10 protein-coding genes are annotated in these 12,865 nt (G+C 62.5%); 7 read left to right on the top strand and 3 right to left on the bottom strand.

Annotated features, from left to right (window positions below; translation table 11 throughout):
• The first annotated feature begins 22 nt into the window (after window positions 1-22).
• The 3 genes from KHO23_RS17185 (at window position 23) to ggt (ending at window position 4,422) form a co-directional block, all read left to right on the top strand.
• Window positions 23-787, top strand: coding sequence for a phosphocholine cytidylyltransferase family protein (locus KHO23_RS17185; protein ID WP_211612409.1), 765 nt, complete (start codon window positions 23-25; stop codon window positions 785-787).
• 280 nt (window positions 788-1,067) lie between these two features.
• Entirely contained in the window at window positions 1,068-2,471 is a 1,404-nt protein-coding gene (locus KHO23_RS17180; protein WP_211612451.1) for an MFS transporter, read from the top strand.
• Window positions 2,472-2,688: 217 nt separating this feature from the next.
• Window positions 2,689-4,422, top strand: a complete 1,734-nt coding sequence (gene ggt / locus KHO23_RS17175) for a gamma-glutamyltransferase (RefSeq protein ID WP_211612408.1) — start codon at window positions 2,689-2,691, stop codon at window positions 4,420-4,422.
• Window positions 4,423-4,581: 159 nt separating this feature from the next.
• Here the strand turns inward: ggt and KHO23_RS17170 are convergent, their stop codons facing one another.
• Window positions 4,582-5,628: a S1C family serine protease gene (locus tag KHO23_RS17170; RefSeq protein WP_211612407.1), complete on the bottom strand. Its 1,047-nt coding sequence runs from the start codon at window positions 5,626-5,628 to the stop codon at window positions 4,582-4,584.
• 133 nt (window positions 5,629-5,761) lie between these two features.
• Between KHO23_RS17170 and KHO23_RS17165 the strand changes: the two genes are divergently transcribed.
• Both KHO23_RS17165 and ppk2 read left to right on the top strand, forming a co-directional pair.
• Window positions 5,762-6,199, top strand: coding sequence for a VOC family protein (locus KHO23_RS17165; RefSeq protein WP_211612406.1), 438 nt, complete (start codon window positions 5,762-5,764; stop codon window positions 6,197-6,199).
• Window positions 6,200-6,391: 192 nt separating this feature from the next.
• A complete protein-coding gene (ppk2, locus tag KHO23_RS17160; protein WP_211612405.1) occupies window positions 6,392-7,318 on the top strand; it encodes a polyphosphate kinase 2 in 927 nt (308 codons plus the stop codon).
• A 117-nt stretch (window positions 7,319-7,435) separates the two neighbouring features.
• On the opposite strand, the gene KHO23_RS17155 is transcribed toward ppk2, so the two are convergent.
• The gene (locus KHO23_RS17155) at window positions 7,436-9,022 is read right to left on the bottom strand and encodes an inorganic phosphate transporter (protein WP_211612404.1); all 1,587 of its coding nucleotides are present in this window, start codon (window positions 9,020-9,022) and stop codon (window positions 7,436-7,438) included.
• A gap of 415 nt (window positions 9,023-9,437) precedes the next feature.
• Between KHO23_RS17155 and KHO23_RS17150 the strand changes: the two genes are divergently transcribed.
• Window positions 9,438-10,307, top strand: a complete 870-nt coding sequence (locus KHO23_RS17150; RefSeq protein WP_211612403.1) for a CHAD domain-containing protein — start codon at window positions 9,438-9,440, stop codon at window positions 10,305-10,307.
• Between the two features lie 87 nt (window positions 10,308-10,394).
• On the opposite strand, the gene KHO23_RS17145 is transcribed toward KHO23_RS17150, so the two are convergent.
• The gene (locus KHO23_RS17145) at window positions 10,395-11,432 is read right to left on the bottom strand and encodes a VTT domain-containing protein (RefSeq protein WP_211612450.1); all 1,038 of its coding nucleotides are present in this window, start codon (window positions 11,430-11,432) and stop codon (window positions 10,395-10,397) included.
• A 344-nt stretch (window positions 11,433-11,776) separates the two neighbouring features.
• On the opposite strand from KHO23_RS17145, the gene KHO23_RS17140 reads away from it, so the two are divergent.
• Window positions 11,777-12,682: a DMT family transporter gene (locus KHO23_RS17140; RefSeq protein ID WP_211612402.1), complete on the top strand. Its 906-nt coding sequence runs from the start codon at window positions 11,777-11,779 to the stop codon at window positions 12,680-12,682.
• Window positions 12,683-12,865 lie beyond the last annotated feature (183 nt).

Below are 12,865 nucleotides of genomic sequence, written 5' to 3'. Positions count from 1 at the left end.
AATTTTTTCAAAAGGACTGCGCATGCGCGCCATCATCCTCGCAGCGGGCCTCGGCCTGCGTCTCCAGCAACCGCCGCAAGCACAGTTCCCGAAGTGCCTGTTGCAGTTCGACGGCATGAGCCTGCTCGAACGGCATCTGCACATGCTTGAAACCGCCGGCGTGACAGACGTCGTGCTGGCGCTTGGTTTTCAGCCGGAATCGGTGCAGGCGGAACTCGAGCGGATCAACTGGCCGCATGAGGTGGAAACCGTGCTGAACCCGCGTTACGACCTGGGCAGCGTGCTGACGGTGCACACGGTGGCCGAGGCGCTGACGCGCGGCGGCGACGTGCTGCTGATGGACGCCGACGTGCTTTACGACGAGCGCATTCTGAGCGCGCTGGTGGCAGGCGAGACGGTCAACCGCCTGTTGATCGACCGTGATTTCGAAACCGGCGACGAGCCTGTCAAACTGTGCCTGAAAGACGGCGTGCCGGTGGAGCTACGCAAGCAGCTCGCCGTCAATCTCACGTACGACACCATCGGCGAATCGGTGGGCTTCTTCCGCTTCCGCCAGGAAACCGCACAACGTTTCACGCAGATCGTCGCGGGCTACGTGGATAGCGGCCGGGCCAACATGCCGCACGAAGAAGCGGTGCGCGACCTGCTGCTGGAGCGCAGCCAGGTGTTCGACACGGCCGACGTAACCGGCTCGCCGTGGATCGAGATCGACTTCCCGAACGACGTCGCTCGCGCAAGCACCGAGATTCTGCCGCAGTTGCGACCGCTGGTCAGCGCATCGCGCTAAGCCTCGCGCCTGAATGGCGCCTGAGTTGTTGCTGTATTGCATGGTGAGCGGCTGCGTGCCGGCTCACCATCGCGTCGCTTTGTCTCTTCTTTTCCACGCCTGTTTTTCGTAGTCCATGCAACCTCGTTGCGCGCTCAACTATTGAGCGCCGGACGGCAACGTGTCGCGAATACGAGTACGAGTACGAGTACGAAAAGGCTTCACGCAACAACATCTGTTGTCGTTGCGGTGCGATAATTGCCGCTTTACACCGGCGGACTTGCAACCCGTCGTCATGCCAATGCCTCTCGCTTTAGGCACTTTCATCGTTCCGCTGATCGTCGCGTGTGCGATGTTCATGGAAAACGTGGACGGCACGGTCATCGTGACGTCGCTGCCCGTTCTGGCGCGCGATCTCGGCCAGGACCCCATCACCCTCAAGCTCGCCGTGACGGCCTACGTCATCGGCCTCGGCGTGTTCATTCCGATTTGCGGCTGGGTCGCCGACCGCTTCGGTTCACGCACGGTGTTTCGCACGGCAATCGGCATCTTCATGGCCGGCTCGCTGATGTGCGCGGCGTCCACTTCGCTCGGCACCTTCGTGGTTGCGCGCTTCGTGCAAGGCATCGGCGGCGCGATGATGGTGCCGGTGGGGCGCATCATCATTTTTCGCTCGGTGCCCAAGTCGGACTTCATACGCGCCGTCAACTATCTGACGGTGCCTGCGTTGCTCGGGCCGGTTGTGGGTCCACCGCTCGGCGGGTTCATCACCACGTATCTGCATTGGCGTCTGATTTTCTTCATCAACATTCCAATCGGCCTGCTGGGCATCTGGCTCGCGAATAAGCACATTGCCAACGTGCGCGAACCGCATCCCGGCCGGCTCGACTGGACCGGCTTTGTGTTGTCGGCGAGCGGGGCGTCGCTATTCATGCTGGGGCTCTCGCTGGTAGGCGGCGAACTGGTGTCGAACACGGTATCGGTCAGCATGTGCGCGATCGGCGTGGTGTTGCTGGTTATCTACGTGCTGTACGCGAACCGCGTCGAGTTGCCGGTGCTCGATCTGCGGCTGTTGCGCATTCCGAGTTTTCATGCGAGCGTGGTGGGCGGTTCGCTGTTTCGCATCGGCCTTGGCGCGGTACCGTTTCTGTTGCCCCTTGCATTGCAGGAAGGGCTTGGCATGACGGCATTCAAGTCGGGGTCGATCACCTGCGCGTCCGCGTTCGGCTCGATCTTCATGAAGGCGGCCGCGTCGCGCATTCTCGGCCGCTTCGGTTTCCGCACGGTGCTGATGTTCAATGCTGTCTGCGCGGGCCTCGCGATTGCCGTCTACGGACTGTTCTTTCCTGGCACGCCGCATTGGCTGATCTGGTGTGTGGTGCTGTTCGGCGGCTTCTTCCCGTCGTTGCAATTCACCTCGTTGAATACCTTGGCCTATGCGGATATTCCGAGCCGCGATGTGGGCCGCGCCACGAGTGTCGCGAGTGTCATCCAGCAGATTTCGTTGGGGCTCGGCGTGACGATAGCCGGCATCGTGCTGCAAATCTCGCATAACGTGCAGGGTCATTCGACCATCGTGTTCTCCGACTTCTGGCCGGCGTTCCTCGCGGTGGGCCTGTTCTCGTTCCTGTCGATTCCGGTGACCGCGCGCTTGCCGCAAGGTGCCGGCGACGAAATCGCACGCGGCAGCAGAGGAAGCGCGTGAGCGCGTAGCTCGCAAATATCTCGCCTCGTGGCGTCGCATGTCGACAACATTTGCTGCGGGTTCAGATGCGCAGCTGACGGGATATTCATCGTTATTTAGCCCGGCGTTTTTGTGTGCCGCAACATGCACCATACGTGTGCAAATGCTGGACCGCCATGTTATAAGCCCGAGGCAGCTTTCGTTATCGTCTGATGAAAGAGTCCTTGGGGGATATCCAATGAAGTTGTTTCACAACGCCAAATTGTCCGGTAGCGGACTTGCGTTTGTCGCGCTCGTCTCTGTTTCAAGCGGTTTTCTGGAAGCCACCCCGGCCTTTGCCAAAGCGCCCGCGAAAGCGCAGCCGGTCGTTCTCACGGCCTCCGCCATTGCGGTCGCTGACAAGTACAGTGCCGACGCCGCGGAACAGATCTTCAAGGAAGGCGGCAATGCCGTCGACGCGGCAGTCGCGATTGCCTTCACGCTTGCTGTGACGTATCCGGAAGCGGGCAATATCGGTGGCGGCGGTTTCATGACGCTGTATGTCGACGGCAAGCCGTACTTCCTCGACTATCGCGAGCGCGCACCACTGGCCGCCACAAAGAACATGTATCTCGACGACAAGGGCGAGGTCATCAAGGACATGAGCCTGTTCGGCTATCGCGCGGTGGGCGTGCCGGGTACCGTCGACGGCATGTGGCAAGCGCAGCGCCGCTTCGGCAAGCTCAAATGGAAGCAGGTGCTCGCACCGGCCATTCACTACGCACGCGACGGCTTCGAGGTCAGCGAGCAACTGCAGCAACGCCGCGACGACGCCGCGAAAGACTTCGCCGGCAAGACCAACTTCGACACCTACTTCGGCAATCTGAAGCAGGGCGTCAACTTCAAGCAACCGGATCTCGCCGCCGTGCTGCAGCGCATTTCGGATCAGGGCGCGAAAGACTTCTACTCGGGCAAGACGGCGGATCTGATCGCGGCGTCCATGCGCGGTCACGGTCTGATTACGAAGGCCGATCTGCAGCAGTACAAGGCAGTGTGGCGCCAGCCGATCGAGGCGAACTGGAACGGCTATCGCGTGATTACCGCGCCGCCTCCGAGCTCGGGTGGTATCGGTCTCGTCCAGTTGCTGAAGATGAAGGCGGACATTGCGCCCGACTTCAAGGACGTCAAGCTTAATTCCGCGCAGTACGTGCACCTGATCGCTGAAATCGAGAAGCGCGTGTTCGCCGATCGTGCGCAGTATCTCGGCGATCCTGACTTCTACAAGGTGCCGGTCGCACAATTGACCGACGACGCGTATATCGCCAAACGCGCAGCCGAAGTCAATCCGAGCGCGCCTTCTGACACGAAGACCATTCAGGCCGGCCTCGGCACGTCGATGCCGGAGAAAGCGGAAACCACGCACTTCTCCGTGATCGACAAGTGGGGTAATGCCGTGTCGAACACGTACACCATCAACGGCTACTTCGGTTCGGGCGTGATAGCGGATCGCACGGGCATCGTGCTGAACGACGAGATGGACGACTTCTCCGCGAAGCCGGGCGTCGCGAACCAGTTTGGCGTGGTGGGCAGCGACGCGAATTCGATCGATCCGAAGAAGCGCCCGTTGTCGTCGATGACCCCGACGATTCTGACGAAGGACGGCAAGGTGTCGCTCGTGATCGGCACGCCGGGCGGCTCGCGCATCTTCACGTCGATCTTCCAGGTGATCAACAACGTCTACGACTTCAACATGCCGTTGCCGGAAGCCGTGGGTGCGATGCGCTTCCATCACCAGCTGTTGCCGCCGAACACGATCTTCTGGGAGCCGTACAAGCCGATCGAGGGCGAGCTCGCCAAGCAGATCGAAGCCAAGGGCTACTCGCTGAAGGGGCAGGATTTCAGCGGCGACATCCAGGCGATCAAGGTCAACGGCGATACGCCGGAAGCCGCCGCCGATCCGCGCGGCCGTGGTGTCACGCGCGTGATTCCGTGAGCGTTTGATGTAAATCGCTGAAGTGCCTTTGAGCGGCACATCCTTGCGGATGTGCTGCCAGCAGAAAAAAGGCCTCGCGCTCGATTGAGCGCGAGGCCTTTTTTATCCGCGAGATCCATGGTGTGTGAAGCCTCCTTGAGCCGCTGTGCAGCCGGTCGATCAGCTCGCCTGCTCTACCGGCGTCAAGGCCAATTCGAGCCGTTGTGCACCGCGCAACACGGTCACGTTCACCGGCTTGTCGATACGCGACGCGTCGAGCGTGCGTTGCAGGCTATCGACGTCTTGCACCGCGAGCGCATCGATCGCGACGATCGTGTCGTCGGTGCGCAGACCGCCGAGCGCGGCCGGACTGCCTTTGACGATTTCCATGACGTGCACGCCGCTTTCGGAGTCCAGTCCGAAATAGCGCTGAACGCGGCGCGACAGCGGCCTCGTAGTGCCGGCCACGCCGATGTACGCGCGCCGCACGCGGCCGTGCGTGAAGATCTGCATGATGACCCACTTGGCCGTATCGATCGCGGTGGCGAAGCAGATCGCCTGCGCGCCGGGAATGATCGCGGTGTTCACGCCGATCACCTGACCGCCCGAGTTGATCAGCGGACCGCCCGAATTGCCGGGATTGAGCGCGGCATCCGTCTGGATCACGTCGTAGATCATGCGGCCCGAATTCGAGCGCAGCGAGCGGCCAAGCGCCGAGACCACGCCCGTCGTCACGGTTTGCGCGAGACCGAGAGGATTGCCGACCGCGATCGCAATCTGACCGACCCGCAGCTTCGACGATTCGCCGAGTTCGACGTGCGGCAACGGCTCCGGCGAGCCGATGCGCAGAACGGCCAGATCGCTGCCAGGATCGTCGCCGACCAGATCGGCGTCGAATTTCGCGCCATCGGCGAGCGTCACCGTCATGTGCGTGGCGCCATGCACGACGTGGCTGTTGGTGAGCAAATAGCCGTCGGGAGTGAACAGAAAGCCCGAACCGGTGCCGCCGCGCGCGCCGCGGCTATCGCGCCCGGCGGGGGCGCCTGGCAGCCGGCGTTCGACGGAAATGAAGGCGACCGCCTGCTGAACGCGTTCCAGCGCGCCGATTACGGTGCGGGAATAGGCGTCGAGCAGGGCGTCGTCGGATAAAGCGTTGAGTGGATTGGGCCCGGGGGCGTCGGATGCGGCGCGCGACAGGTCATCGATGAAGCGTGGACGGCTTCCCATGGCGATGCTCCGGATAAACGGGAATCCACATGCAGGGCGGTGCGCGGGTTTTCAAGGGCGAGTGGGGCGGCGTGCCCGACACACGCCATACCGGCCCATCAGGCGCTACCATACCCACAAGGAGACAGCCGCCATGAACTCATCCGCCACGTCACCCGCAGCCTCTGCCTCGTCAAGCGCGTCAAGCGCGTCAGGCGCGCAGACGGACCCCGCCGAGCCGCGCATCGATTCGCTCAGCGCTATCACGCTCGCTACCCGCAATATGCCGCGCGCAGTGCTGTTTTACGAAGCGCTGGGTTTTCCGGTTAAATTCGGCGGTCCGCATGAAGCTTTCACGTCGTTTGCATTCGGCGCTTCGTATCTGAACCTGATCGTCGATGCGCGCGCCCCGGTCAACTGGTGGGGCCGCGTGATCATCTATGTTTCGGACGTCGACGCGCTCTACCGGAAGGCGCTGGCGGCGGGTTTGAAGCCGTCGCTCGAACCGGCCGATGCGCCATGGGGCGAGCGCTACTTCCACATTACCGATCCCGATGGCCACGAACTCAGCTTTGCGAAGCCATTGCGTTAGCGCCGGGCGGGCAAGCAAAACTCGCTATCATGGGCATCCAGAAGGCGCGCAGGTTGCCGGCGAGCGCCTATCGCCCCAAGGCGCGGCTGCGGCGCAAGTAACACGGCTGACACCTCGCACTTCGATAATCGAACCCGTTCGCGACGCGCATGCGCCGCGCGCCTAACCATTTCCGTTGCCAGGAGAGTCGCAATGAAAGAGCTGGATCCGAGACCCGAGGCCGAAGTCATGGCAGAACGGCAACGCCGTTTCGAGGAAGACCTCATCGACGCGTACGACGAGGAGCTCGAAATGGAGGTCGACGATCGCATCATCGACGGTGCGGAAGGCTTTACGCCCGAGCATCGCGAGGCGCGCAAGGTGTACTTCCGCGAGCTGTTCCGCTTGCAGGGCGAACTCGTCAAACTGCAGGACTGGATCGTGCAGACGGGGCATCGCCTGGTGGTGATTTTCGAAGGGCGCGATGCGGCCGGAAAGGGCGGCGCGATCAAACGCATCACGCAGCGGCTCAATCCGCGCGTGTGCCGGGTGGCGGCGTTGCCGGCACCGAACAACCGCGAACGCACGCAATGGTATTTCCAGCGTTACGTGTCGCATCTGCCGGCCGGCGGCGAAATGGTGCTGTTCGACCGCAGCTGGTACAACCGCGCGGGTGTCGAACGCGTGATGAATTTTTGCAGCGACGACGAGTATGAGGAGTTTTTCCGCTCGGTGCCGGAATTCGAAAAGATGCTGGCGCGAAGCGGCGTGCAGATTCTCAAATACTGGTTTTCGATCACCGACGAAGAACAGGAAATCCGCTTTCAGAACCGCATTCACGATCCGCTGAAACAGTGGAAGCTGAGCCCGATGGATCTGGAAAGCCGGCGCCGTTGGGAAGCCTACACGCAGGCGAAAGAAGTCATGCTGCAGCGCTCGCACATTCCCGAGGCGCCGTGGTGGGTCGTGCAGGCCGTCGACAAGAAGCGCGCGCGCCTGAACTGTATCCATCACCTGTTGAACCAGGTGCCGTATCACGAGATCGAACACCCGACCATCGAGTTGCCGTCACGGGTCTATCACGACGAATACAGCCGCCAGCCGGTGCCTTCGTCGATGATCGTGCCCGAGATGTATTGATGGGGTGTTGGGTGTCAGCTCGGTGAAATAAAAAAGCGCGGCAAAAACCGCGCTTTTTTATCTTCTCCGCGGCCGGATTTGAGACCGGCTACAGCGGCATCAGCGAATTCAGCCGTTTCAGAACACCATCCGGAACACCCAGTACAGGCCTGCGGCCAACGCGATCGAAACCGGCAGCGTCAGCACCCAGGCGAGGATGAGACTGCGCACGGTGCCCCACTGCAAGCCGGAGCCATTGGCCGCCATGGTGCCCGCCACGCCCGACGATAACACGTGCGTGGTAGAGACCGGCAAGCCGTACATGTCGGCTGCGCCGATCGTCAGCATCGCCACCAGTTCAGCCGAGGCGCCCTGTCCGTAGGTCAGATGCTGCTTGCCGATCTTCTCGCCGACCGTCACGACGATGCGCTTCCACCCGACCATCGTACCCAGACCCAGGGCGATGGCCACGGCGACCTTGACCCACGTCGGGATGAATTTGGTGGCGTGATCGGTTTGCGCCTTGAAGTTGTCGATCGCTTTGGCGTCTTCCGGCGCGAAGGCCGGCTGTTTGGCCTTGTCCATCAGACGGATCGCTTCGGATGCGACATACATATTGTTGCGCACGTTGTCGACGATGTTTTGCGGCACGGCGGCCATCGATCCCGATGCTCCGACCTGCTGACCGATCAGCGCGGTGAGTTGCTGCAAGGCAGGCACGGTTGCGGGTGTCAACTGACGGGTCCGCACGTACGCTTCGACGTCGTCGCGCGGATTGGCGGACGGTGCCACGCCCTGGGTGTATTTGCCGAGCGTGTCCGCCGTGTGCTGCGCGACCGCGATGAAGGTCTGCGTTTCCGCTGGCGTGACGGCCTTGTTCAGCGCGTAGGCCGTCGGCACCGTACCGATCAGGATCAGCATGATGAGACCCATGCCTTTCTGCCCGTCGTTCGAACCGTGCGCGAATGAAACGCCCGTACAGGTCAGAATCAGCAGGCAGCGAATCCAGAACGGCGGCGGCTTCTTGCCCTTCGGCTCGGCATACAACGCGGGAATGCGCACCACGGCCTTGAGGATCAACAGCAGCAAAGCGGAAGCCAGAAAGCCGACCAGCGGCGAAAACAGTAACGACTTGCCCACGCCGAGCGCCTGATTCCAGTCCACGCCGCTCGTGCCGCTCGCGCCGTGCATCAGCTGATTCATCAGACCGACGCCGATGATCGAGCCGATCAGCGTATGCGAACTCGACGACGGCAGTCCGAAATACCAGGTGCCCAGATTCCAGATGATCGCGGCGATCAACAACGCGAAGACCATTGCAAAGCCCGCGCTGCTCCCCACTTGCAGAATCAATTCGACAGGCAGCAGTTGCAGAATGCCGAAAGCGACCGCACCCGTTGAAGTAAGCACACCGAGGAAATTCCATCCGCCGGACCAGACCACTGCAATGTTCGGCGCGAGCGAATGCGTGTAGATCACGGTGGCGACCGCATTGGCCGTGTCGTGAAAGCCGTTGACGAATTCGAAGCCGAGCGCGATCAGGAGCGCAACACCGAGCAGGAGATAGGGCAGGACGGACGCTTCGCGAACCGATTGGAGATCGGCTGCAAGATGCATGGCGCAATAAGCAGCGCCGATCGCAATCACAACGAGAAAGATGATCAGGCCGATATTGCGCCCCTTTCCACTTGTAGCGCCCGGTTGCGGGTACGAAAGTTCCGGCATGGCGTGAGCCCCAAAAGTTTGTCGCGGGACTGCCGATCCTGCTGTGCCTGTGTGTCGTAATGATGACAGTGGCGTGACGGCTATGCTGGACGGGTGTTCGCGGGAAGTGCGTGAAGATTGGTGCTGCAGAATCGGCCGCGCATGCGCGGCGCACAAAAATGATAAGCTGTCCGAAAATAACTAGGCGCGAAGGGCGCTTGTACAGCGGAATGGATTTTTCTGTTCAAGCGCCGCCGAGCTCGCCTGCGGACACTCGCGCGCTCCAAGTTGGCTGCCAGGATTTGCGGCGGATTGCATCCAGGCAACGCGCATTTTCTTGCGACCATCCACGTGCAGTTTAGGCGAGGCGCCGGCGGATATCCACCGGGACCTTTTTTTGCTAGGCTGACGTGAATGGACCTTCGAAGGACGTCCGATGAAGCGAGCGAGCCGGAAAATCGACAAGCAGGCGGCAGATAGCACGCCGGCCGGCGCGGAGTGTTCAGCGGAGTCGGCCTTCACCTCCTACGCGGCGCCGCTCGTCGACGAGGCCATCGAACACGCCCATGCGGTGAGCGAAGACACATCGCCCGAAGCCCTGCACAAACTGCGCATCTCGCTGCGGCGGTTGCGCTCGTTGTGGTGGGCGTTCGAACCCTTGCTGGATAAAGGCGGGAACACGCGCCAACGGGAACTGTATAAATATCTGGCGACGGCAGCCGGCAAGACGCGCGACTGGGACATTCTGATCGAACTGGTTGCGCAGGACGAGCGGGTTGCGCATGAGATGGCGCCAAAGCTCGAAGAGGCGCGTGGCAGCGCGTTGGCGACAAGCCGTGAAACGCTTTCGAACGCGGACGTCAAACACCTGCTGCAAGACGCCCTGGCCAGCGCCAGTCAGGAATTGAACACGGCCGATGAACGCGTGCCGCTGCAAAAGTTCGTCGATAGGCGCGTGGCGGCCTCTGAACGTTCGCTGAACAAACGGATAAAACGCGCGTCTCGCGCGAAGCGACCCAACTACACCGCGCTTCACGACGTCAGAAAGGCGGGCAAGAAAGTGCGCTATCTGCTCGAATTTTTCGAGCCGGTTCTAAGCGGCAGCCACAAACGTGTCCTGAAACGGTTAAAGCAGATTCAGAAACGTTTCGGTACGCTGAACGATATTGTCGCCAGCGAGATGCTGCTGCACGGCAATATGGGATTGCTGGCCGGTTCCGGAGACATCGATGCAGTGCTTCTTTGGCTCAGGAAGGAACGCAAACGCCGGATGCGCGCGGCAGCGGGATTGCTGCGCAAACTGTGACTGGGCTTTTGCGGCGGCTGATCGTTCGAGCGGGGCGGCGCGCATAACGCCGCCTAACCCCATTGTTCAGAGGCTTTCCCTCGCGCTTTAGCGGCGCCTGGGGGCGAACCCGCGCAGGGTCACCGCGTCGTGTGCCGCGCCGTAGGACGCCGGCGCACGTTGGCCGGGAGTCAATTCGTCGGCCGACGCGAGCGGTTCGACGGGAAACCCGCGCTTTTGCCAGGCGTCGAGTCCACCCCTCAACGCGCGAATCCTCGTGTAGCCGTTCAGGCGCATCCGTTGCGTGATCTCCACGGCGGTCGCGCTGTCCGGGCAGATGCAGTAAATCACCATGTCGTAAGTGAGCAGGGCAACGTCGATCTGTTCAGGCGAGTGCGGGTCGAGTGCCAGCGCGCCGGGAATAGGGCACAGCGCTTCGCCAGCCGATGCGGGTGGCCGGGCGTCCAGGACCTTGGGAGGCGTGACGCGGCGCCATCCGCGGCGTGTCGCTGGCGACGCAGTCGCGGAGGCGGCGTCCGCGAGACGTCGCCGCTCGCGGCGTCGCTGCTGCAGGACGTACACCAGATAGACCAGCGCCGCCGCCGCCAGGATGTCGATCACCGTGCCGCCGCGCGCTCTGACGAAGGCGAGCAGCATATGCAACTCTCTCTCCGCCGCGGCGCCGCCTAGCAGCCAGAAGGTGGCCCACACCAGGGCGCCCGCGAGGTCCCACACGGCGTAGATGCGGCTATCCACGGCTGTCGTGCCCATTAGCGGCGGGGTGATGAGTCCCAATCCGGGAACGAACTTCGAGATCGACACGAGCGGCACGCCGAAGCGCTCGAATAGCGAGCGAGCCATGTCGACCCTGGAATCGACCGCCGGGGAGATCCGGCCAAGCGCGGCAATCAGCTTGCGTCCGTAGATGCGGCCGGCGGCGAACCATGTGCCGTCGCCGATGAGCGCGCCGAGCACCGCAGCGAACAGGATCGGCCAGAACGACAGCGTGCCGGCGGCGATCGCGGAACCCGCAAAGAGCAGCACGGGGACCGCGGGGATCGGCAGGCCGAGGCGTGTCAACAGGACGTTGAGAAAGACAACTGCGCTACCCCAGGTTGAAACCGCCGACGACGGAAACGCTACCAATTGCAGAACTCCTGTTATTGCGGTTGGGCCGTGCTGCGGCGAGGGCTTGCCGTGCTGGGACGCAAAGTGTGTTCCTTTGGCGCCTGTCTGCTTGCCCGTCTGGTTAGTTTGTTCGCGTCCCGCCTGGCGCTCCTTTCGATCAGGATACTCGATGGACCTGATTGGAGCACCGGCCGGTCCCGCCTGACCGTAAGCCGGACTCGTGCCGGTATCGCGCCGGTATCGCGTGAAGCCGACGGTATGCCGCGAACCGTTGGCAGACGCATTCTCTGCAATTTCGTTCAAGACCGCACGCGTCTGCAGCCCCTAATCTGCCTGTTCATTCAAAAGCATAGGACCGTAGCATGAACTCACGGTATGTCGGATACCTGTTTTGCGCGCTGGCAATGATCGGAGTCGGCAGCACGGTTGTCGTCAGCAAATCGATCGCAAGCGGCTTGCCGCCATTTAGCGCGACCGCATTGCGTTTTGCCATCGCGTTTCCGCTGTTTGTGCTGGTGATGCGTTGGCGCGGCGTGCGCTGGCCACGTCTCGATCGACGCGACACGATGCTCGTGATTGCTCAGGCGGGGGCGGGCAGCGTCGGTTATACGGTGTTGCTCATCAGCGGGATGAAGCTCGCGTCTGCTGCCGATGCAGGCGTCATTGCCGGCACGCTGCCGGCAGTGTCGGCCATGGTCGCCATGCTCGCGCTGGGTGAGCGCCCCGCGCCCGCGGTGATCGGCGCGATTGTTCTCGCGACCCTGGGCGTGCTGGTGTGCACCGTGCATGTCGACGATTTCACCGCGCCGCGTGCGGCCGGTTCGCTGGCAGGTAACGCCCTGGTGTTCGCGGCGATTGTCTGCGAGTCGCTTTTCATTCTGCTCAATCGCAAGTTGCGCAGGCCGGTCGCGCCGCTGCCGCTGTCGGCGTTGATGTGTGGCATCGGTTTCGCGGTGGCGATCGTGCCGGCGTGCTTCGAAAAGCCCTGGAGCGTGCCATTCGATGCGAGCGCCCTGAACGGTGTGCTGTATTACGCGCTCGTGCCGACCGTGGCGGGTTTCGTTCTCTGGTATGCGGGCGCGGCGCGCATCAGCGGTGCGGAAGCCGGACTCATGACCGCGCTCGTGCCGGTGAGCGCGGTCGCGTTGGCCGCTGTCGTGTTGCGGGAACCGGTCAGCGCGGCGCAGCTAGCGGGTGTTGCGTGCGTGCTCGGCGCGGTGTTGCTGGCCACCTTCGGTCAGATGCGTACTGCGCGCAGCGCGGCTTGAGGTAGTGGTCGGAAGGCCGGCTTTTGGGGCCCCACCTCAAGGGCCGTAGTTCGAAGCCGTGGCAAGAAGCCCGGCCTGAGAGGCAGCAAGGCAACAGCCTAAGCCACGGGTGACAGCGCGGTGTAAGTGGGGCAAGCGGGGCAGGCGGTGCAAGCGAGACGCGAAGCGGCGGTCCACGCCGCG

Source organism: Paraburkholderia haematera (genome assembly GCF_905220975.1).
In the GTDB taxonomy this organism is placed as follows: Bacteria; Pseudomonadota; Gammaproteobacteria; order Burkholderiales; family Burkholderiaceae; genus Paraburkholderia; species Paraburkholderia haematera.
This window is presented reverse-complemented; position numbering and strand designations above follow the sequence as displayed.

What these genes read in the sequence shown, in the direction of transcription:
- KHO23_RS17185 (WP_211612409.1), top strand. Translation starts at nt 23, where the DNA reads ATGCGCGCCATCATCCTCGCAGCGGGCCTCGGCCTGCGTCTCCAGCAA.
- KHO23_RS17180 (WP_211612451.1), top strand. Translation starts at nt 1,068, where the DNA reads ATGCCTCTCGCTTTAGGCACTTTCATCGTTCCGCTGATCGTCGCGTGT.
- ggt (WP_211612408.1), top strand. Translation starts at nt 2,689, where the DNA reads ATGAAGTTGTTTCACAACGCCAAATTGTCCGGTAGCGGACTTGCGTTT.
- KHO23_RS17170 (WP_211612407.1), bottom strand. Translation starts at nt 5,628, where the DNA reads ATGGGAAGCCGTCCACGCTTCATCGATGACCTGTCGCGCGCCGCATCC.
- KHO23_RS17165 (WP_211612406.1), top strand. Translation starts at nt 5,762, where the DNA reads ATGAACTCATCCGCCACGTCACCCGCAGCCTCTGCCTCGTCAAGCGCG.
- ppk2 (WP_211612405.1), top strand. Translation starts at nt 6,392, where the DNA reads ATGAAAGAGCTGGATCCGAGACCCGAGGCCGAAGTCATGGCAGAACGG.
- KHO23_RS17155 (WP_211612404.1), bottom strand. Translation starts at nt 9,022, where the DNA reads ATGCCGGAACTTTCGTACCCGCAACCGGGCGCTACAAGTGGAAAGGGG.
- KHO23_RS17150 (WP_211612403.1), top strand. Translation starts at nt 9,438, where the DNA reads ATGAAGCGAGCGAGCCGGAAAATCGACAAGCAGGCGGCAGATAGCACG.
- KHO23_RS17140 (WP_211612402.1), top strand. Translation starts at nt 11,777, where the DNA reads ATGAACTCACGGTATGTCGGATACCTGTTTTGCGCGCTGGCAATGATC.